This window comes from Klebsiella grimontii, assembly GCF_900200035.1.
Lineage (GTDB): Bacteria > Pseudomonadota > Gammaproteobacteria > Enterobacterales > Enterobacteriaceae > Klebsiella > Klebsiella grimontii.
In genome coordinates, this window is sequence record NZ_FZTC01000020.1 from 279,142 (window position 1) to 298,899 (window position 19,758).

19 protein-coding genes and 1 tRNA gene are annotated in these 19,758 nt (G+C 50.8%); 11 read left to right on the forward strand and 9 right to left on the reverse strand.

All coding sequences use genetic code 11. The features are described 5' to 3' along the window. Nucleotides 1–39: 39 nt before the first annotated feature. Nucleotides 40–957: a nitrogen assimilation transcriptional regulator NAC gene (gene nac / locus KOSB73_RS20095; protein ID WP_004132716.1), complete on the reverse strand. Its 918-nt coding sequence runs from the start codon at nucleotides 955–957 to the stop codon at nucleotides 40–42. Nucleotides 958–1,287: 330 nt separating this feature from the next. On the opposite strand from nac, the gene KOSB73_RS20100 reads away from it, so the two are divergent. Both KOSB73_RS20100 and KOSB73_RS20105 read left to right on the forward strand, forming a co-directional pair. Continuing rightward, nucleotides 1,288–1,363 (forward strand) — tRNA-Asn (locus tag KOSB73_RS20100). 161 nt (nucleotides 1,364–1,524) lie between these two features. Continuing rightward, entirely contained in the window at nucleotides 1,525–2,793 is a 1,269-nt protein-coding gene (locus KOSB73_RS20105) for a tyrosine-type recombinase/integrase (protein ID WP_003030858.1), read from the forward strand. Between the two features lie 179 nt (nucleotides 2,794–2,972). Here KOSB73_RS20105 and KOSB73_RS20110 read toward each other — a convergent pair whose 3' ends face one another. From KOSB73_RS20110 to KOSB73_RS20145, 8 genes are all read right to left on the reverse strand, one after another. Next, entirely contained in the window at nucleotides 2,973–3,365 is a 393-nt protein-coding gene (locus KOSB73_RS20110) for a helix-turn-helix domain-containing protein (protein ID WP_003030860.1), read from the reverse strand. 54 nt (nucleotides 3,366–3,419) lie between these two features. After that, nucleotides 3,420–3,743: a cytochrome o ubiquinol oxidase subunit IV gene (cyoD, locus tag KOSB73_RS20115; RefSeq protein WP_023137324.1), complete on the reverse strand. Its 324-nt coding sequence runs from the start codon at nucleotides 3,741–3,743 to the stop codon at nucleotides 3,420–3,422. Beyond that, complete coding sequence (gene cyoC, locus KOSB73_RS20120; protein WP_023137325.1) at nucleotides 3,740–4,357, reverse strand: cytochrome o ubiquinol oxidase subunit III; 618 nt, start codon at nucleotides 4,355–4,357, stop codon at nucleotides 3,740–3,742. Before cyoC ends, cyoD begins: the two co-directional genes overlap by 4 nt. After that, nucleotides 4,347–6,344 carry a cytochrome o ubiquinol oxidase subunit I gene (gene cyoB / locus KOSB73_RS20125; RefSeq protein WP_098140876.1) on the reverse strand — a complete coding sequence of 666 codons (1,998 nt, stop codon included), beginning with the start codon at nucleotides 6,342–6,344 and terminating at the stop codon, nucleotides 4,347–4,349. The genes cyoC and cyoB overlap by 11 nt, the downstream gene beginning before the upstream one ends. Nucleotides 6,345–6,346: 2 nt before the next feature. Continuing rightward, nucleotides 6,347–7,273 carry a ubiquinol oxidase subunit II gene (gene cyoA, locus KOSB73_RS20130; protein WP_023137327.1) on the reverse strand — a complete coding sequence of 309 codons (927 nt, stop codon included), beginning with the start codon at nucleotides 7,271–7,273 and terminating at the stop codon, nucleotides 6,347–6,349. Nucleotides 7,274–7,378: 105 nt separating this feature from the next. Beyond that, nucleotides 7,379–8,911, reverse strand: coding sequence for a DHA2 family efflux MFS transporter permease subunit (locus KOSB73_RS20135; RefSeq protein ID WP_098140878.1), 1,533 nt, complete (start codon nucleotides 8,909–8,911; stop codon nucleotides 7,379–7,381). A gap of 3 nt (nucleotides 8,912–8,914) precedes the next feature. After that, nucleotides 8,915–10,114, reverse strand: coding sequence for an HlyD family secretion protein (locus KOSB73_RS20140; RefSeq protein WP_003036413.1), 1,200 nt, complete (start codon nucleotides 10,112–10,114; stop codon nucleotides 8,915–8,917). Then, nucleotides 10,114–11,526 carry an efflux transporter outer membrane subunit gene (locus KOSB73_RS20145; RefSeq protein WP_003036410.1) on the reverse strand — a complete coding sequence of 471 codons (1,413 nt, stop codon included), beginning with the start codon at nucleotides 11,524–11,526 and terminating at the stop codon, nucleotides 10,114–10,116. The genes KOSB73_RS20140 and KOSB73_RS20145 overlap by 1 nt, the downstream gene beginning before the upstream one ends. 272 nt (nucleotides 11,527–11,798) lie before the next feature. Between KOSB73_RS20145 and KOSB73_RS20150 the strand changes: the two genes are divergently transcribed. The 9 genes from KOSB73_RS20150 (at nucleotide 11,799) to KOSB73_RS20190 (ending at nucleotide 19,745) form a co-directional block, all read left to right on the forward strand. Beyond that, the gene (locus KOSB73_RS20150; RefSeq protein WP_003036407.1) at nucleotides 11,799–12,473 is read left to right on the forward strand and encodes a TetR/AcrR family transcriptional regulator; all 675 of its coding nucleotides are present in this window, start codon (nucleotides 11,799–11,801) and stop codon (nucleotides 12,471–12,473) included. Nucleotides 12,474–13,211: 738 nt separating this feature from the next. Further along, nucleotides 13,212–14,138: a hypothetical protein gene (locus KOSB73_RS20155; protein WP_003036404.1), complete on the forward strand. Its 927-nt coding sequence runs from the start codon at nucleotides 13,212–13,214 to the stop codon at nucleotides 14,136–14,138. A gap of 146 nt (nucleotides 14,139–14,284) precedes the next feature. Then, on the forward strand, nucleotides 14,285–14,470 hold the full coding sequence (locus tag KOSB73_RS20160; RefSeq protein WP_003036401.1) for an AlpA family transcriptional regulator: 186 nt from the start codon (nucleotides 14,285–14,287) through the stop codon (nucleotides 14,468–14,470). Nucleotides 14,471–14,591: 121 nt separating this feature from the next. Further along, complete coding sequence (locus tag KOSB73_RS20165) at nucleotides 14,592–15,179, forward strand: DUF2857 domain-containing protein (RefSeq protein WP_003036399.1); 588 nt, start codon at nucleotides 14,592–14,594, stop codon at nucleotides 15,177–15,179. Continuing rightward, complete coding sequence (locus KOSB73_RS20170; RefSeq protein ID WP_003036397.1) at nucleotides 15,169–15,378, forward strand: TraR/DksA family transcriptional regulator; 210 nt, start codon at nucleotides 15,169–15,171, stop codon at nucleotides 15,376–15,378. Before KOSB73_RS20165 ends, KOSB73_RS20170 begins: the two co-directional genes overlap by 11 nt. 396 nt (nucleotides 15,379–15,774) lie before the next feature. After that, nucleotides 15,775–15,996 carry a hypothetical protein gene (locus KOSB73_RS20175; protein WP_003036394.1) on the forward strand — a complete coding sequence of 74 codons (222 nt, stop codon included), beginning with the start codon at nucleotides 15,775–15,777 and terminating at the stop codon, nucleotides 15,994–15,996. A 70-nt stretch (nucleotides 15,997–16,066) separates the two neighbouring features. Then, nucleotides 16,067–16,711, forward strand: a complete 645-nt coding sequence (locus KOSB73_RS20180) for a lytic transglycosylase domain-containing protein (RefSeq protein ID WP_003036391.1) — start codon at nucleotides 16,067–16,069, stop codon at nucleotides 16,709–16,711. Continuing rightward, the gene (locus tag KOSB73_RS20185) at nucleotides 16,708–16,986 is read left to right on the forward strand and encodes a TrbC/VirB2 family protein (RefSeq protein ID WP_003036389.1); all 279 of its coding nucleotides are present in this window, start codon (nucleotides 16,708–16,710) and stop codon (nucleotides 16,984–16,986) included. Before KOSB73_RS20180 ends, KOSB73_RS20185 begins: the two co-directional genes overlap by 4 nt. Before the next feature lie 11 nt (nucleotides 16,987–16,997). After that, nucleotides 16,998–19,745, forward strand: a complete 2,748-nt coding sequence (locus KOSB73_RS20190; RefSeq protein WP_003036386.1) for a VirB4 family type IV secretion/conjugal transfer ATPase — start codon at nucleotides 16,998–17,000, stop codon at nucleotides 19,743–19,745. Nucleotides 19,746–19,758: the final 13 nt, after the last annotated feature.

The window sequence follows — 19,758 nt, forward strand, 5'->3', positions numbered from 1 at the left end:
TAATAAAAACCAGCAACTTATTCCATCCAGGAATATAGCCTAACTGACTAACAATAATTCACGGTTTTCCAGCGACGGGCGACTCACCAGCGACATCAAAATTTCCTTCACCGCCTGCGCCTGCGGAGATAGGCTGCCGCGAGCCGACATATTAAGCGACAGCGACAGGCTCATTGACGGCGTGCTGATGCGCGCCATCCAACCATTAGCCGCGCCGCACAGCGAACGGGCGGCGGATTCCGGGAGTACGGTGACGCCCATGCCGCTGGCAATGGCCGCCGTCAGGGTGGTGATGGATTCAATTTCGCCGATAATTTTTGCCGACAGGCGACGCAGGGTGAAAGCTTCGGTGACCCGCGCGCGGACGGCGCTATAATCGCGCGGCAGGAACAGATTCATCTCCGCAACCGCCGTCAAATCCACGCTCTGCCCCGGACAATCCCGGGTGCCGACCAGGTAGAGATCTTCTTTCAGCAGCGGCTGGCTGACGATCCCGGCGACCGGCGAGCGTTCGTAGAGCACGGCCATATCCAGCTGACCGTCGATAAGCTTGTCGTTGAGGATCGTTCCGCTGCTTTCCTGCAAATAGACCATCACTTCCGGCAGCTCATTACGCACCGTTTGCAGCAGCGGCATGGTAATGGCCGAAGCCGCCGTCCCCGGCGCCAGACCGATTGACACCTGGCCGCTTAGCGTCTGACCGACGTTGTTGACCGCCAGTTGCGCCTGCTCGCACTGGCGCAGGATAGTGCGAGCGTGGGTGTAAAGGATCTTGCCCGCTTCGGTCGGCGTGACGCCGCGCTTGGTGCGGATCAACAGCTGCTGGTCCAGCTCGCCTTCCAGGGTCGCAACCTGTTGGCTTAACGCCGGTTGTGCGATGTGCAAGACTTCAGCGGCCTGGGTCAGACTGCCGATATCGACGATTTTCACGAAATACTTCAGTCGTCTTAAGTTCATTTTGCCTCCTGTAAGGAACACCAGTACCAACACTGGCCGTTTAGATACAGAAGGTTTTGCAATTTGCTTGCCAGCTTTTTACCACAGACGCAAATGCCGCTGCAGGCCGCGTAATAAGGGATACTGATAGCAAACTGCGATTTTGTTGCTCGGTAAGCGGATTGCGGTATGCCCCATTAGGGGTATAAATGCACTGCAACGGTGCACCCGGCCGGCCAATGCCGGAAAAACAGGCACACTGTTGAAATTGTCAGCAAACGAACAAGCGCAGGTGATTCAGGCTTTGACAAGGGGGATGGTCATCGTTAATATGCGCCCCGTTCACACGATTCCTCTGTAGTTCAGTCGGTAGAACGGCGGACTGTTAATCCGTATGTCACTGGTTCGAGTCCAGTCAGAGGAGCCAATTTCCTGCTTTCATGCATCCTTGCGAATCATTATATGATGTTGGTTCAACAGGTTAGCGTGAAAACTCTTCCCGATGCATTTTGATTTTATCCTCCGCATCGGGAGAATTTGGTGGTCAGATTTGGGGTCAGTTTGGTTCGATTATGGAGTGACCCCCATATGTCTCTCAACGACACGAAAATCCGCAGTCTCAAACCTTCTGAAAAATCCTTCAAAGTCTCCGATTCACACGGTCTATACCTCTTGGTCAATCCAGGCGGCTCACGTCTCTGGTATCTTAAGTATCGAATTAACGGTAAAGAATCCCGCCTTGGCTTAGGCGCTTATCCCGATGTATCCCTTTCCGACGCCCGGCAACAACGAGACGGTATCCGCAAGTTGCTGGCGCAGAACATTAACCCCGCTCAGCAACGTATAGCCGAAAGAGCCGCCCGCTCACCGGAAAAGGTCTTTAAGACAGTGGCGCTGGCGTGGCATAAAAGCAATAAAAAATGGTCGCAGAATACCGCTGACCGTCTGCTTGCCAGCATGCACAATCATATTTTTCCGGTTATCGGACATCTGTCCGTCACGGAACTTAAACCCCGTCATTTCATTGACCTGCTGAAAAGCATTGAGAAAAAAGGTCTGCTGGAAGTCGCGTCCCGCACGCGGCAGCACCTCTGTAACATCATGCGTCATGCGGTTCATCAGGGATTCATTGACAGCAACCCGGCGGCAAACCTTGACGGCGTGACAGCGCCCCCCGTTAAGCGCCACTACCCCGCCCTGCCGCTGGAACGCCTGCCGGAATTGCTGGGGCGCATTGATGGTTATCAGCAGGGACGAGGGTTAACCCGTCAAGCGGTCCTTCTGACCCTTCACCTGTTTATCCGTTCCAGTGAACTGCGTTTCGCCCGATGGAGCGAGTTTGATTTCAGGAACTGTATCTGGACCATCCCCGCTACCCGCGAAGCTCTTCCCGGTGTTCGTTATTCCGGACGCGGAGCCAAAATGCGCACGCCCCACATTGTTCCATTATCCCGGCAAGCCATCGTTATCCTGAAACAAGTAGAGGAAATCTCAGGTCATCTGGAACTAGTGTTCCCCGGTGACCATAACCCTTACAGGCCAATGTGTGAAAATACAGTCAACAAGGCACTGCGACTGATGGGCTATGACACAAAAATGGACATTTGCGGCCATGGCTTTCGGGCAATGGCATGCAGCGCCTTAATGGAATCCGGACTCTGGTCGAAGGATGCTGTTGAACGCCAAATGAGTCATCAGGAACGCAACAGCGTGCGGATAGCTTATATCCACAAAGCTGAACATCTGGAAGCCCGTAAAGCGATGATGCAGTGGTGGTCTGATTATCTTTATACGTGCCGGGAAAACTATGTTCCCCCATATATATATAGTAAAAATATCAGTCATGAAGCTACCTGAGTCAGCAAAAAACTAATCAGGATTACGATAACAACAGCATCTGACAACGCAGATGCTGTTGTTATTTTTCTGTATCTTCTTCATGGTATTTCCCCTTCCATTTATCCTTGTCAGTTGGTATTAAAATCCGCCCTGTAATTTTAGAACAAAACAATGAGGGGTATGATATTCACAGAGGGTTATAACTCATCACGCTTTATACCAGAACTCTTTTTCAGAACAGGTTTATTCCTTCTGACAGCCCCTGGTGTATGATGCATTTCATTTCTCATCGCTCGGGTAAATACCTGCTGACTGGTAAACCCGAGCATAAAGCACACCTCTATGACGGGTATATCCGTATTCTCCAGTAAAAAATAAGCACGTCTTAGTTTTTCAAGCTTTATATATTTCCCTAGACTTATTCCTGCCACCTCCTTGAACATCCGTTGAAAATGCCATTTTGAATAACCAGCTTTTGCAGAAACATCCTCAACCTTCAGCGGCTCCTCCAGATGCTCATCAATCCATTGCATAATTTCATACACCACAAGTCGGTTTATCTTTTCCTTCCGTATTTTTTTTATGTCCATATATAGCCCCCCACAATGAGGCAGACAGGAATAACAGAAAGGCCAAAGCCCTGTTCACATCATCTGATGATTGAGATTCCACATGATCCACAACGACCCGGTAATAATGATAAAGATAATGACAGCGGAAAAGACAATGGTTACGAGGTTCCAGCGCATTTCAGAAGAAGCATTCAGGTGAAGAAAATACACCAGATGTACCAGCACCTGAACAACGGCACACGTCATGACCCCGCCTGCGATGATCCCTGCGGAAACACCACTGTCCATAACCAGCCAGAACGGGATCACCGTCAGAATGACCGACAGGAGAAAGCCGGTTATATAAGACATCGTATTGCCGTAAGCTACGCCCTGTGCGTCTGCAGAATGTCTCATGGCATTGCTCCCATCAGGTAAACAATACTGAACACGCAAATCCAGATGACATCGAGGAAATGCCAGAACAGACTCAGGCATATCAGACGGGGGCGACTGAATCCTGACAGACCTCGTCGGGCAACCTGATACATCAGGATCAGCATCCAGATCAGTCCACATGTCACATGCAGACCATGGGTGCCCACCAGAGTAAACAGCGCTGACAGGAAGCCACTGCGCTGTGGGCCGAAACCCTCAGCAGTCAGGTGACTGAACTCCCAGACTTCCATTCCGATAAAACCCAGACCACACAGAAATGTCAGGGTCAGCCATCCAAGTACACCGCCCTCGCGGTCTTTATCCATGCTGATAACAGCAAAACCATAGGTAATCGAGCTAAACAGAAGCAGCACAGTTTCCGCCAGTACAAACGGAGGTTCGAAAATATCCTTACCCGCCGGACCACCTGCAATGTTATGAACCATGACGCCGTAAGTCGCGAACTGGGTGGCGAAGATAATGCAGTCGCTCATCAGGTAGATCCAGAAGCCGAAGACCTTACTGGTACCTGTACCCTGATGCCCGTGCTCAGCACGGGTGCGGAAGGATGAATCCAGGGCTTCACTTACCATATGTCCCACCGGCTTTGTTTATTTCTGCAAAGTGCTGATCCTCGATTTTTTTTATCTCGGCGACGGGTACGTAATAATCCACATCTTCATCGAAGCTTTTAATAACCCAGGTCAGGATAATCCCGAGGAATGACAATCCCGCCAGCCACCAGATATGCCAGATAGCCCCGAAGCCAAACCCGATGCAGAGCAGACCAATAATCAGCCCCGCCCCGCTGTTTTTCGGCATATGGATTTCGGCATAGTTAGCAGGTTGCTTGTATGCCTCCCCTCTTTCCTTCATTTCCCAGAACGCATCACGTTCGTGGACAAAAGGCACTTCAGCAAAGTTATAGAATGGCGGCGGGGAAGAGGTGGACCACTCCAGTGTCCGTCCGCCCCACGGGTCGCCGGTCATATCCCGGTTTTCGTGGCGGTCGCGCACCGACACCCAGAACATAATGACCTGGCACAGTATCCCGCAGGCTATCAGCGCAGCACCGCTGGCTGCCACGACCAGCAGGGGATGGAACTGGGGGTCAATATTCTGACTCAAGCGGCGGGTCATCCCCATGAACCCCAGCACATAGAGCGGCATAAACGCCACATAAAATCCGATGATCCAGAACCAGAACGCCCTCTTGTTCCATTTTTCATTCAGGGTGAACCCCATCGCTTTCGGGAACCAGTAGGACACACCAGCCATACTGCCGAACACCACTCCGCCGATAATGACATTATGGAAGTGGGCAATCAGGAACAGGCTGTTGTGCAGGACAAAGTCAGCTCCCGGCACGGCCAGCAGGACGCCGGTCATACCCCCTATAGAAAAGGTGACAATAAAACCTACCGTCCATAACATAGCGGAGTGCATCTGAATGCGCCCCTGATACATGGTGAACAACCAGTTGAAGATTTTCACACCAGTCGGGATAGCGATAATCATCGTCATGATCCCGAAGAAGGCGTTAACGTTCGCACCGGCTCCCATGGTGAAGAAGTGATGCAGCCATACCAGGAAGGAAAGCAAAGTGATGGCGACCGTTGCCCACACCAGCGAGGTATAACCGAACAGACGTTTCCTGGAAAAGGTTGCCACCACTTCCGAGTAGACCCCGAAGACCGGCAACACCAGTATATACACTTCCGGATGGCCCCACGCCCAAATCAGGTTGACGTACATCATCATGTTGCCGCCCATATCATTGGTGAAGAAATGGAAGCCCAGATAGCGGTCAAGGGTCAGCAATGTCAGCGTGACGGTCAGCACAGGGAAAGAAGCGATAATCAGCACGTTGGTACACAACGACGCCCAGGTGAACACCGGCATCTTAAACATCGTCATACCCGGTGCACGCATTTTCAGTATGGTGACGAAGAAGTTAATCCCGGTCAGTGTGGTCCCGATCCCCGACAGCTGGAGTGTCCATATCCAGTAATCCACCCCGACACCGGGACTGTACGCTAACTCCGAAAGCGGCGGATATGCCAGCCAGCCGGTGGTCGCAAACTCCCCCACTCCCAGGCAGAGATTAACCAGCACCACGCCTACCACCGTTAACCAGAAACTCAGGTTGTTCAGGAAAGGAAAAGCCACATCACGCGCGCCAATCTGCAGGGGCACCACAATATTCATCAGGCCGATAACGAAAGGCATCGCCACGAAAAAAATCATGATTACACCGTGACCCGTAAAAATTTGATCGTAGTGCCAGGGCGGCAGATACCCCGCCCCTTCCACTCCGGATGAGGCCAGTACCTGCTGGCTGCGCATCATGATTGCATCGGAAAAGCCGCGCAGTAACATCACGAACGCGACGATGATGTACATGATCCCGAGCTTTTTATGGTCAACGGAGGTCAGCCATTCGGACCATAAATATTTCCACTTACCGTAATATGTGATGGCGGCAACAATTGCCACACCAAGTATCAGAATAGCAACGATCGTTACCCTGACAATCGGGTCCTCAGGTATGGCATCCAGCGTCAGTTTTCCTGTGAGCATAATTAATTTCCCCGCGCTCTGTGTGAGAGGTGTTGTTCCGGCTCTGACCCAGTCATTCCCGTCTCCTTATCGTGATCGTGTGCTTTAAATTTTTCAGTCACGTATCTGAACAACGTCGGATCGATGACAGAGAAGAATTCAACCGGGTGGTTTTCGTCAGGCTCAGCCAGTTTTTCAAAATCAGCCGGACCGAGCAGCATATCCGGTGATTTCTTCACATCAGCGATCCACTGTTCAAACGCGGTATTATCCGGTACGGCAGTCGCTTTAAATTTCATGCCGGAAAAGCCCCTGCCGCTGTAACTGGACGAGATTCCGTTGAAGGTTCCCGTTTCACCGGCGATCAGATGCAGCCGGGTCTGCATGCCCGGCATCGCATAAATCTGGCTGCCGAGTGCCGGAATAAAAAAGCCATTCATCACGGAATTGGATGTAATACGCAAATTCAAGGGGGTATTTACCGGGAATACAATCTGATTGACGGTGGCAATGCCCTGTTGGGGATAAATAAACAACCATTTCCAGTCCAGGGAGATGACTTCGATATCGATGGGTTTCACCGCAGAGGTCAGTGGCCTGGATGGGTCAAGCGCATGGGTGGACTTCCATGTCAGCACGGCCAGAAACAGAATAATCAGGACGGGCACCGTCCAGACCACCGCCTCCACTTTATTGGAGTGGGACCAGTCAGGCGTATATTTCGCCGTGGTATTCGTGGTCCGGTATTTCCAGGTAAACACAACTGCCATCAGAACCACGGGAATAACGACCACTAACATCAGACAAAAAGCCGTAATGATTAGCGCCCGTTGTTCAATAGCGATTTGCCCTTTGGGATCAAGTAAAACAGCATGACATCCGCTTAGTAATAACGTCCCTGTTATTACCGGCAGGCATTTCACAATGGTCTTATATTTATGATATCGCATGGGACAACCTCATTTCACGGACTTGCAGACCGGCAATAAATAATGAAACCTTTTCACGGGGAGATACTCTGCCCTTCTCATTCCCGCTACCGCCATTCCTGTTATTTAATGGCCCGACATCTTCTGAAGCGGCCCTTTCGGTTTTTTGATTAGCCAGATAATGCCTATGGACCCCAGCATCAGAACGGTGGCCGACTGATAGAAATCGTTCGTTGCCAGCATGATGGCCTGACTGTCGATCATTCTCGAAAACAGAGCCGCTGACGTGTCTGTCGGAATACCGGCCGCGCCCAGCGTGTTGCTGACAATCCCTGGCACGTCAGGATTGATTGCCGTCACCAGCTCCGCTCGGTTAAATTTTGTCATATGTTCCCAGTAGGTCTGGGTCAGGGAAGAGCCTACCGCCATGCACATGACACGCAGGAAGTTCTGCAGCCCGGAACCGGCTGCCACTTTCTCCGGCGGCAGTTCGGACACGCCCAGCGAGGTGAGCGTGATAAGGCAGGCGGGAACTCCGGCCCCCAGAACGAACATGGGAACGGCAACTGACATAAAGTCAGCCTGCGACGTCAGCAGGGCACGCATCACAAAGGAGACCGCCAGTACCCCCATGCCATAGCTCACCAGCAGACGGGGATCGACCTTCGGCAGCAGACGACCAATTATGGGCGAGCTCAGGACGGCCAGGATCCCCATGGGGCCCGTCGCATACCCGGCCCAGGTTGCCGTGTATCCCATCCATTGCTGTAACCAGAGGGGGGTCAGCACGATATTCCCGAAGAAAATACCGAACATCAGACAGAGCGTGACGGTAGATACCACCCAGTTACGTGACTTAAATACGCTCAGATCCAGCACCGGTTGCTCAGCGGTGAGCTCCCAGATAATCAGCGAGATCAGGGCAATAGCGGCCACAATGGCGCAGACAATGATAATATCCGAGGAAAACCAGTCCAGTTCACGTCCTTTATCCAGCATGATCTGAAAGGCTGCCACAAAGATGACGAGCAGACCCAGCCCCACGCTGTCCAGCCGGGAACGGCTGATATGTGTTTCTTTCCCCTTCAGCACCCACCAGGTCCCAAACCCCACAATCAGACCAAAGCCGATATTGATGTAAAATACCCACTGCCAGCTCCAGTTATCCGAGATAAGCCCACCCAGTATCGGACCGAATATAGGCGCTACTACCGTCATCATTCCCCAGAGCGCCACGGCAATGTTGGCCTGTTTCTTCGGGAAGGCTGCAAGCAGCAACGTGGAAGAAAGCGGGATCAGCGGGCCACCGGCAAGCCCCTGCAGCACACGGAAAATGGCCAGGCTCGGTAGTGACCAGGAAAGACCGCAGCAGACAGAAAAAATCACAAATGCAACAACAGAAAAAAGGAATACGCGCACCTGACCGAACTGCATCGCCAGCCAGCCGGTCAGCGGCACCGTGATGGCTTCAGCCACCGCATAGGCGGTGATGATCCAGATTCCTTCTGTTGTCGACACGCCCAGGTAACCGGATATTGTGGGCATCGCGACGTTAGCAATGGTGGTATCGAGTACCACCATAAAATTCCCGAGCGAGAGCACGATTGCCGCAACAACCAGTTTGAATCCGGACAGAGGTGGAAATGCTGAACCAGACATACCTTATTTCTCCGTGTGGTCATCTCTGGCATTCGATGTCAGGTCCACCGTCACTTCCATGGACAGCCCGATGCGCAGAGGATTTTTACGCAGTTCTTCCCGCTCCAGACGAACACGCACCGGCAGTCGCTGCACGACCTTAATCCAGTTACCCGTGGCATTCTGCGCCGGTATCAGTGAAAGCGCGGAACCGGAGCCTCCGTCAAATCCCTGAACCACACCGTGATAAACAACACCGCTGCCGTACAGGTCTGAAGTCAGCTCTACCTTCTGGCCCGGTCTGACGTCGCTGAGCTGACCTTCCTTGAAATTCGCATCAACATAAATATCCTCGATGGGCACAACCCGCATCAGCCGGTTTCCAGCCTGAACATGCTGCCCGATATCCACTGAGCGCTGTGTTACCACTCCATCCACCGGGGCCCGGATAACCATACGCGCCAGGTTTATACGGGCCTGATCGAGACGGGTTCTGGCCGCCACCACAATGGGGTTAGTTTCAACGGTACTGTTCAGAAACAGGGCCTCGTTCGCCTGCCGGGATCCTTTTGCTTCGACACTGCCAGCGCGAGCAGCTTTCAGACTGGCTTCCGCTTCTCCCAGCGCGGCCGTTGCCTCCCGTAATTCTGTCTGCGCATCCGTAAAATCCTGCTCAGATACGGCCCCGGCTTTCACCAGATTCCGGCGACGTCGCTCATCAAGGGTGGCCTTATCAAACCGGGCTCGTGCCCTCGCCACATCATGTTCGGCGCTCTGAATACCTGCTTCACGCGAATCAAGCTGTCCGCTCAGAGCGGTGTCATTGGCCATAATCTGCATCACCTTCCGCCGGGCGCTGCCAAGCTCAGCTTCAGCCTGTGACACCGCAATTCTGGCGTCCGTCTCATCAAGCACGACCAGTACATCACCGGCATGCACAAGCTGCGTGTTGACCACATTTACTTTCTTCACCGGTCCGCCGACAAGCGGCGTGACGTCTGCGACTTCGGCAGCGGTATAGGCGTTATCCGTTGAGACGGATTTACCGGCAAAGAAAATCAGCCAGATGGCATAACCGATGGCGATAAGAATCAGGACGCCACCAAACAAAGCGAATAATTTACGGCGATGCTTTTTTTTATCACCGCTATCCGGTTTTGCATTCGTGTTATCCAGAGCCCTGTCCATATCCTGTGGGCCGTTTTTATCTTTATCTTCAGTCATTACGGTTTCACCTGCGCATCAAATGTTGAACTGGATTCAAATCCGCCCCCAAGGGCCTTGACGAGTGACACATCCAAGACATAACCCCGGGAATGCATGGCTGTATTCGCCAGCTCAGCCTGGAGTAACGCATCTTCAGAAATGAGAACTTCCTGATAATCGGCCAGCCCCCCCTGATACCGGGCTTTTGCCAGATGATAAGCTTCCTCGCTGTGGGACAAAGCAGATGCGGTTGCTTCTGACCTGCCCACCAGAGCAGCAAGGCTCCGTGTAACATCAGCAGTTTCACGTAATGCCTGTGTCAGCGCCTCGTTATACGACGCCACCGCATATTCATATTCCGCTCTCGCACCTTTATAGTTGGCGCGTAAACGCCCGCCTTCAAAAAGGGGTAAGCTGATGGCAGGTCCGACGCTCCCGATATCAGAGCCCGAGCTGAACAGGTTATTCAGCCCCAGTGACTGGTATCCGACGAAGGCCATCAGGTTCACGTTCGGGTAAAACTGCGCTCTGGCAACACCGATATTGCTGGCGGCGGCTTCAACCCGCCACCGTGCGGCCACCACTTCCGGATTGCGTCCGAGCAGGTTTGCGTTCAGCGCATCAGGTAACCCGACAGGGCGGCGCATCTGCAACCGGGGTCTGAGGATATCCAGCCCTCTGTCCGGCCCCCGGCCCAGTAAAGCCGCGATGCCGTTTTGGGTTAATTTGATTTGCTCATCGGCTTCAGCCAGCGCCGCTCTGGCGACATCCAGCCGGGCACCGCTTTCTTCCACGGAGACTCTGGAATCAAGTCCCTGAGCATGGCGTAACTGCACCAGCCTGACGGTATCCGTCCGGTTACGCAGTTGTCGGGCCGCAATGTCACGACTGTCATACTGGTACTGCAGACGGATATAAGCGTCCGCGAGCATCGTCGTCAGCATCAGTTTCGCGGCGGCGGCATCTGCCTCAGCAGCGCTGGCTTCGGATGTCGCGGCACGCAGCGCATCCCGGTTTTTACCCCAGAAATCCAGTTCCCAGCTAAAGTTGAGGCTGGCCTGCCCCATATCATTCCATCCGTGCGGCACGGCTGTTTTAGGGTAGATGTAGTTGTAGCTGAGCTTCTCTTTATCAATGGACGCGCTGGCGTCCATTGACGGGTATAACCGGGAACGGGCGACACCGGTTCTGGCCGTGGCTTCACGCACCCGGGCTTCTGCCTGTGCCAGAGAAGGTGAATGCGCGGTGGCTTCACTCATCAGCTGGTTAAGCTGCGTATCGCCGAAGGCCATCCACCATTTTTCCTGCGGCCAGTCAGCATGCGGAGCGGAAAAACTGCGTTGTGAAATCAGCGCCGCAGCCTGCTCCGGCTGAGGAGCAGTTCCCAGATCGGGGATCGCAGCACATGACCCCAAAGCAAGACTGAGCACGGAGATAACACATCCTTTCAGATAATGCGGACGGTACCTTACTGACTTCGTCCCATGTGCAAATCTGTAACCTGACACACACCTCATTCTTGATCGCCCTGTTTATTCTAGTTTACGGCGAACAAAGTAAACCGATCGGTTCGGTACAGTCAAGACCAAATTTCACTCAACTACGTCGCAAAAATACGTGAGTAGCACTCAGGCCTGAACGATATGATTTCGAGTTTCATCTTATGGTAAGATCAAGCTTTATTCCGGATAAGGAAGTGCAGATGTCGGTATCAACAAAGACCTCAATTGACACTAGAAGAAAAAATAAAATACTTTCTAATGATATAGTTAGTAACTTACCTGAAAAAGCACAACGCGTGCTTGAAGGAGCAAAAGCTATTTTTCTGGAAAGAGGCTATGCAGCAGCATCAACAGATATGATCCAACAGGCTGCTGGAGTCTCAAAATCAACCGTATATGCATATTATCCAAATAAAGAAGCATTATTTACAGCAGTGATTGAAATAGAATGTGAGCGTTTTCTTCAAAAAGTACATAAAATTAAAATTTCGGGAAAAGATATTTATGATAAATTATTTAAAATAGCCCGAACGTATCTGGATATTGTGCTTTCGGAAAATGGCCTCGCTCTCTACCGTGTTGTAGCTTCTGAAACACCGCGTTTTCCTGAATTAGGTAGACGTTTCTATTTAGCAGGTCCAGAAAAGATAAATAACATTGTTGAAGAAATACTACAACAAGCTGAATCTAAAGGAGAAATCTCGTTAGGTGGTATTGGGCGAAATGCAGTTGCTTCCTTATTCGTGAATATGGTACGCGGTGAGCCTCAAATACAGTGCTTAATGCATCCAAAATCTTCCACTTCTGCTGCACAGCGTGATCAATGGGCAAAGGATGCGGTCAATGCCTTTTTATTAGCCTTTCGTAAAGGATAATTATAATCTCCAGTTTTAAAGAAATTAGAAGATGCTCAGGAGTTTATAATATTATCAATTTGTTCCATATTATTATATGGAACACTACCATCAAGTGGATTACATTTTCCGAATCGTTCTTCTCTATAACTCCAGGCGACTAAATTTAGTTAGCGCCCTAACTTGCCTCTTGACAGAAATTTTGTCTATCCTGATCAAATCGAACCGTACCGTTCGTTTTAGTCAGGAGACGTTAGCATGATCGGAGTAGTAAGGTTTTCAGAACTAATGGAGCACTGGGAGGCAATTTCTCTACCAGCACCAGGAAGCATCTATGAGCCAAAGCAGCGCTCAAGCAACTGCCTCAAACATAACCCTTGCAACATAAAAGATTGGATTACTATTGAATTCTCTCAACAGGGATCCTACAAACGAAAATATGAAAATTTTCGCCATAAAGATCTTGTACTACTACTCTTTATTATTTCGGCTCGATATTTTATTCATAGAGTTTTATCTTCGTTAGTCTTAATATTATTCAGTTCATCCTTCATTATGCTCTCAGGAAATTGTCTCCTCATCCATAGTTACGAGAGAAAATTTCATAGCGAACTAAAAACTAGTTTAACAATTTTATTTTTAAACTCTTTACTTTATAAAATAGGGTTCATTTGTACATTATCGATAATATTCATGAATAATGAAACAGTGAATCGTAATTTAAGTTTTGCATAGAAAAATATGTAAAAGGAGTTTTTCATGTTGAAAAGCAGCGAGATCATAAACGGTTCGCTTCCGAAACCTGACTGGGTAACCATACAAGAAGCCGTTAACATAATTAATACAGAGAGCAACGAAAGAATCAAAGAGAGTGATATTTACCGTTATGCATTATATAATAAAATTAATCTCGCCATATACTTTCAATCTCCAATTATTCTGAGAAAAATAAAATATGCATTTCAAAAAGTAAAAATGCATCCAGCTAGAGGGACATTGATTCATCGTTTATGTCTGCTAGAAAAAAATAGCTTTATTAATGGATGGGACTCAATTTTCAGTACTGAGGGCAGATACGTCCACTCCACACAAAATATTATTGATACATCACTTATTGGGTTTGAATGTATTTTAATAAAGCAATTTCTCGCATGCTCATTGAATATACCATTACCAATTATTGGGAAAAACACGGTAAATTATGGCATCACTGTTACTATGTCCAATGAAGTTTTTCAGCTGTTTGAAAAAACAACCTGGAAGTGTAGAATTGAACATCAAATAAAAAACCTACCAACAGATCTGGCGTTTGATATTATGGAGAGAATTTCTTCAGAGGGAACGATAAATCAAAATACAAAGCAAGAATATTTCCCCCTCTATAATTTGCCTCAGGATTCCTGCTTTGTTATTCGTTACTCAGAGATTGAGAAACTAATTAGCACCCAGGTTACAGAGAAATCCCTCCCCTCTTCAACTAGAATATCCACACCCTTGTCAAGGTTATTTTGGCTCGCTTGTAGGCACAATGATGTTATCAGTCCATTAATAAAACAACCCTATAAATTATTGACAATTTTTGAAGAATGGGCGGCAGCTGATGGTATCACTGACCGTCTAAGCGGTGATACTTTAAAAACAGCACTAGAGCGTGGCTCCCCTCCGTCCTCATCCTTATTAAATTGATATTGTGTTTATCTGTCAACAATATGATCCCGTATTTAGTTTATTAAACCCCGTAATACGGGGTTTACCACTACCACTTCTCCTTCCGTTATGCTTTTTTATTATCTCCAGGCATACCAATGTTTGTTTTGCTACAGGAGACAATCATGACATCACATCAGTTATTACGCTTAAAAAAGGTTGAAGAAAAAACCGGCTTGAAACGTTCACAAATCTATCTGTATATGAAAGAGGGTACATTTCCTCGTTCAATAAAAATCGGACCAGCCAGTGTGGCCTGGCTGGAATCAGAAATTGACGAATGGATCAATATTAAATTGTCCCGGCGCTAAACGCGGTCAAGGGAAGGCGAATTAAAGCAACTGATTCAACTAAATACCCTCCAACAGGCTATATACCCAGATATTTCTGCATCTATCTTGCCTGTTGAACAAAATATACGGAATACATATTATGATCCCTTCACTAAATTACGCCGTACTCACCAATGCCCTGCAGGCGCTTAATGAAGGCAATATTCGTCACTGTGAAGATCTCGGTTTCACATTTGACGAAATGAATGCCCTCAGCCAGCTCTCGCCAGATGCACTCTTTACGCTGAGCCGAGCAGCCGCGCCTTTTATCGCAGTCTCGCTACGCCACGATGTTCTGCACCAGTTGCTGGCCCATTCTGGTCAGGAAGAACAGCGCCGACAACTAATTGACCGGGCCATACGACTGGGCGGCTCCATCGCACTGATGAACCACTATTTTGGTCTCACCTCCAATGAAGTCTGCCTTCGCCGTCGGTTGCTGGGTGTCAGCGTGCCGTATGGCCGAACGCCTGAACCGGATGAAAAGACAGATGTGGCTATCTGGTTGCAATGGCAGCAGCGCAGGGTAGAAAACCTTGAATCGCCCGATGCACTGATCACCATGATGCAGGTGACGGAAATCCTGCAGCCAGAGGCCGAAGCGCTGTCACTCACCACGGTCTGGAAACGTATCGCACTGTGCGAACAGGAAGCCGCTACTGGCAGGAGGACTCTCCATGCCGGATGAGATCGACCGCGATCAGGAATTTAATGAACAGCGACTGGAGGAGATGATTGAGCAGAACCGTTTTAAGCCGGGTTCAACACCATCATTATTTCACTGTCGTATATGTGGTAAACCTATTCCTGAAAAACGACGGCAGACTCTGCCGGGCATAACCACCTGTACAGAATGTCAGGAACAACTTGAGCATCGCAGACGCTAATAATAGCGATAAAGACGTTCGGGGATATTATTTCTCTGCACGTCTTTCTGTTTCCATTAAAATAGAATGCCTTCTTTATTATCTGTTCTGCATCCTTCTCCCTCTTTCCGCATCTGATAATCCTCGCCAGTTTATCTCTCTTATTTTTGTTTTGAATTTATCGTTTATATCCCGCACTGAATATCTGATTCTGAAAATGCCATAACAACATGGTTGCCCTGATGGACGTTCATTCGTCCAGGCCGGGGATTGTTCTTTAACAAATTGGATCGGGCTGTCACGTAACCACAATTCAGGGTGCCGCTGAATGTTCTCGCTGACCCGTTAAAACCGGAATGCAGAACCGGGATGTGACCTTTTTATTGCTTTCACGGCTATTTTATTAAAGGAAATACCATGAGAAAACCCAATTATCACGTCTTTATCACTCAGGAAAGTCAGCCCGATGCACAGGGCGAGAAAAACACGTACTGGACCAGGGTTGGTGTGGCCTTCGCACATAACGGTAAGCCTGGCCTGAATATCGTGCTGATCCCCGGTATTGCGGTTTCAGGCAGGCTGGTACTGCTTGAACCGAGAGAAGAGAGTGACATTTCACAGGATGCCGCAGCCGTTTAACCCGCTTTTGTCCTTCTCCCCGGTAACGTGTTTTTGTATACGCTGCCGGACCCACGGTTACGAGGCCACTATGCTTTCCACCACAGCCTTTCTGGCGCTGGCGACGCAGTGCGCCACCAGTGTTCACCCGTCCACGGCACTTGATGTGGCACGGGTCGAATCCGGTTTTCACCCTTACGCCATTGCTGAAATCGTGCCGGGCGGCAAAGGTGTGATTTCACATTTTCCCGCAAGCCATGATGAGGCGATGAGCCTCACCGGACGGCTGGCGGCGCAAGGCCGACGCTATTCGGTCGGCCTGATGCAAATCACCAGCACCAATTTCCGCCATTACGGCGTCACGGCCAGCGACTTACTTAACCCTTGCATCAATCTGTCGGTATTTGAGCGCATTCTCGCCGACTGTTACCGGCGCGGTAGCACTCTGAAACGAGCGCTCAGTTGTTACTACTCCGGCAACTTTGAAACCGGTCAGCGACCGGAATCCGCCTTTAACCAGACCAGCTACGTACAGCGCATTGGCTATGTCGTCCCGTCCACCCGGGAAGACCGGCAGCGAGCCCCTGACCCGAGCACACAACCGTCTGCCCGTTATCCCGCCGTTGTGCTGCGCGGCGAGCCTGCCGGTGCCACTGCGCCGATCCTGACTTCCCTGCATTATCCCGATTCCGTCATTCGCGGCGCTATCCCTGTTATCCCTGATGAGGAGAAATGATCATGCGTAAACGCCGTTACTCCGCTGTTGTTTCCGTGCTGCTGTCTGCCCCGGTGCTGGCGGCGAACAGTGGTTTTAACAAGGCCAATGAAACACTGAGCAATACCTCGACCGGCCTGCTGGGACTGGCCGCCGTCACCATCACACTGGCGACTATGTGGGTGGGCTACAAGGTGCTGTTCGACGGCAAGAGCCTGCATGACATGCGTAACATCATCATCGGCGCGATCCTGATCGTCGGCGCGTCCGGCTTCGGTGCCTACTGGGCGTCATAAGGGAGGCAACGATGGCTACGCTGAATAAAGCACTCACGCGGCCTGCCGCCATTATGGGTATTCCTCTGGTGCCGTTCGTTCTCGTCAGCGGGGCCATCGTCCTGCTGGCAGTCTATGTCAGCTATTACCTGGCGATTATGCTCATTCCTGCATGGGCGGAAATGAAAAATAAAACCCGAAAGGACATTCATTATTTCAGTCTGCTCTGGCTGGCGTTTAAAACCCGTGGGCGGCTTTTCACCAATACCCATTTTGGCGCGAATGCCCTGCTGGCAAACCAGTACGATAACGTTGATGTCTCGGAGTTTATTCAGAAAATGAAATTAAACGAGCGTATTACGCTGGATAAATATATTCCGTACTCCTCCCATATTCACCCTTACGTCATCAGAAACCGTCACCGTGATTTGGTTGCCACCTGGGAGCTGGACGGCACAGTCTTTGAATGTGAAGACGAACATCACCTGACCCTGATGGCCACGCACCTGAATAACGTTATTCGTTCGTATGAGGGTCTGCCGGTAACATTCTATATTCACCGGCTCCGTGAAAAATACCATGATGTTTTTGAAGCCTGTTCGGGTATTCCCTTTTCCGATGAGGTAACACGTCGGTATTACCAGCCGGTAAAAGACAAACCGTTATGGCGGCACCGGCTGTTTTTCACCGTCTGCTACGCGCCGTTCTCTCAGATTGAGAAGAAAACCATGAAAGCGCAGTCGCACAGTAAACGCCAGGCAGCACTGGATGACGCGCTCAAAATCATGCTGGAATACCGCGAAGCACTGGAATCTTCATTATCCCGCTATATGGCAACGCCGCTGGGGATATATGAAGAAAACGGGCGGGTGTATTCCTCACAACTGGCGTTCTTCCATCGTCTGCTTACCGGTCAGTGGCAGAAGGTGGCCGTAACGCGCTCACCATTTTATGAAACGCTCAGTACGCCAGACGTCTTTTTCACCACCGACACCGGTGAATGCCAGACGGTCAGCGGTTCCCGTTTCTTCCGCAGCCTGGAGATTAAGGATTATTCCCCGGAAACCCATACCGGTATGCTGGATGCGCTGCTGTACGCCGAAAGCGAGTATGTTCTGACGCAGTCCTTTACCTGCATGGCACGGGATGAGGCGCAGAATCATATCCGTCTGGCGGAAAAACGGCTTAACTCCACGGACGACGACGCGACTTCCCAGCGCGAAGAGCTGATTGTCCTGCGCGACCTGCTCCAGTCCGGACATGTGTCGTGCGGTAAATTCCACTTTTCCCTGCTGATCTCCTCAGACAGTGCCGGACAGGTGGTGAAGGACACTAACGTTCTGGCCCAGCCCTTCGCCGATCTTGGTATTATGACAACGCTCTCCACCCTGTCACTGCCCGCCGCGTATCTGGCGCAACTGCCGGGCGTGTATACGCTGCGACCCCGACTGGTGGCCGTCAGCAGCCAGAATTTTGCCGATATAGCCTGCCTGCATAACTTCCATCCCCACAAACGCAGCGGTAATCCGTGGGGGGAAGCCATCGCCATCCTCACATCTCCCGGCGGTGGCGGGTATTACCTGAACCTGCACGACAGCCAGGCCGGGCGGGATGACACCGGTGAGAAAACGCCGGGGAATACGGCGATTATCGGGAAAACCGGATCCGGCAAAACCCTGCTGATGACCATTATGCAACAACTGATGCAGAAGTACCGTAACCCGGCGTCGTTTGCGCCTTCTGCCACCATCAAACGGCTGACCACGGTGTATTTCGATAAGGACCGGGCGGCGGAGATGGCGATCCGCCAGGCGGGCGGGCGTTATTTCCGCATCCATACCGGCGAGCCCACCGGCTTCAACCCGTTTGCGCTGGAGCCAACCCGCCGGAACATCAGTTTCATCAAACGGCTGGTGCGCATGCTGTGCCGCCGCAACGGTAAGCCGCTCGATCCGCGCGATGAGGAGCGGATCAGTGCCGCCGTGGACACCATCATGCTGGACTATCCGCCGGAGTACCGCCGGTACGGGATCACCCGGCTGCTGGAAGTGCTGCCGGAGCCGCCGACCACAGACGCCCGCACCAACGGGCTGCGTATTCGCCTGAAACAGTGGGCGCAGAGGGGCGAGTTCGGCTGGGTGTTTGATAACGAGGCCGATACTTTCACCATCAGCGATGTCGATAACTTTGGTATCGACGGCACCGAATTTCTGGATGATGACGATATTCGCGGCCCCGTGACCTTTTACCTTCTGTACCGTGTGACCAGTCTTCTGGATGGTCGCCGCCTGGTGATGTTTATGGATGAGTTCTGGCGCTGGCTGGCCGATGTCGAATTTTCCCGCTTCTCCCTCAATATGCTGAAAGTCATCCGAAAGCTGAACGGTATCTTCGTTCCGGCAACACAGTCACCGGATGAAATCGTCAGACACCCCATCGCCCCGGCGATTATTGAGCAGTGCGGTACCCAGATTTTCCTCGCCAACCCGAAAGCCAGCCATGCGGATTACGTGGAGAAAATGAAAGTGCCGGAAAGTGTTTATGACACGGTCAGGAACCTGGATCCGGGCGAGCATTATATGGTCATCCTGAAAACACCGCTGCGGGCCGGGGAAACCCGCCCGTTTGTGGCGATGGCGAAAATGGATCTGTCCGGGATGGGTAAATTCACCCGGCTTCTCAGCGGCAGTGAGGACAACCTGAAAATATTCGATGCCATTTATCAGGATGGTATGCGACCTGATGAATGGAAAGATACTTTTTTTGACCGGGCAATCTGAAAGCCAACCTGAG

Bases quoted from the DNA above. Each gene is read 5' to 3' on its own strand.
- nac (WP_004132716.1), bottom strand. From the start codon at position 957: ATGAACTTAAGACGACTGAAGTATTTCGTGAAAATCGTCGATATCGGC.
- KOSB73_RS20105 (WP_003030858.1), top strand. From the start codon at position 1,525: ATGTCTCTCAACGACACGAAAATCCGCAGTCTCAAACCTTCTGAAAAA.
- KOSB73_RS20110 (WP_003030860.1), bottom strand. From the start codon at position 3,365: ATGGACATAAAAAAAATACGGAAGGAAAAGATAAACCGACTTGTGGTG.
- cyoD (WP_023137324.1), bottom strand. From the start codon at position 3,743: ATGAGACATTCTGCAGACGCACAGGGCGTAGCTTACGGCAATACGATG.
- cyoC (WP_023137325.1), bottom strand. From the start codon at position 4,357: ATGGTAAGTGAAGCCCTGGATTCATCCTTCCGCACCCGTGCTGAGCAC.
- cyoB (WP_098140876.1), bottom strand. From the start codon at position 6,344: ATGCTCACAGGAAAACTGACGCTGGATGCCATACCTGAGGACCCGATT.
- cyoA (WP_023137327.1), bottom strand. From the start codon at position 7,273: ATGCGATATCATAAATATAAGACCATTGTGAAATGCCTGCCGGTAATA.
- KOSB73_RS20135 (WP_098140878.1), bottom strand. From the start codon at position 8,911: ATGTCTGGTTCAGCATTTCCACCTCTGTCCGGATTCAAACTGGTTGTT.
- KOSB73_RS20140 (WP_003036413.1), bottom strand. From the start codon at position 10,114: ATGACTGAAGATAAAGATAAAAACGGCCCACAGGATATGGACAGGGCT.
- KOSB73_RS20150 (WP_003036407.1), top strand. From the start codon at position 11,799: ATGTCGGTATCAACAAAGACCTCAATTGACACTAGAAGAAAAAATAAA.
- KOSB73_RS20155 (WP_003036404.1), top strand. From the start codon at position 13,212: ATGTTGAAAAGCAGCGAGATCATAAACGGTTCGCTTCCGAAACCTGAC.
- KOSB73_RS20160 (WP_003036401.1), top strand. From the start codon at position 14,285: ATGACATCACATCAGTTATTACGCTTAAAAAAGGTTGAAGAAAAAACC.
- KOSB73_RS20165 (WP_003036399.1), top strand. From the start codon at position 14,592: ATGATCCCTTCACTAAATTACGCCGTACTCACCAATGCCCTGCAGGCG.
- KOSB73_RS20170 (WP_003036397.1), top strand. From the start codon at position 15,169: ATGCCGGATGAGATCGACCGCGATCAGGAATTTAATGAACAGCGACTG.
- KOSB73_RS20175 (WP_003036394.1), top strand. From the start codon at position 15,775: ATGAGAAAACCCAATTATCACGTCTTTATCACTCAGGAAAGTCAGCCC.
- KOSB73_RS20180 (WP_003036391.1), top strand. From the start codon at position 16,067: ATGCTTTCCACCACAGCCTTTCTGGCGCTGGCGACGCAGTGCGCCACC.
- KOSB73_RS20185 (WP_003036389.1), top strand. From the start codon at position 16,708: ATGATCATGCGTAAACGCCGTTACTCCGCTGTTGTTTCCGTGCTGCTG.
- KOSB73_RS20190 (WP_003036386.1), top strand. From the start codon at position 16,998: ATGGCTACGCTGAATAAAGCACTCACGCGGCCTGCCGCCATTATGGGT.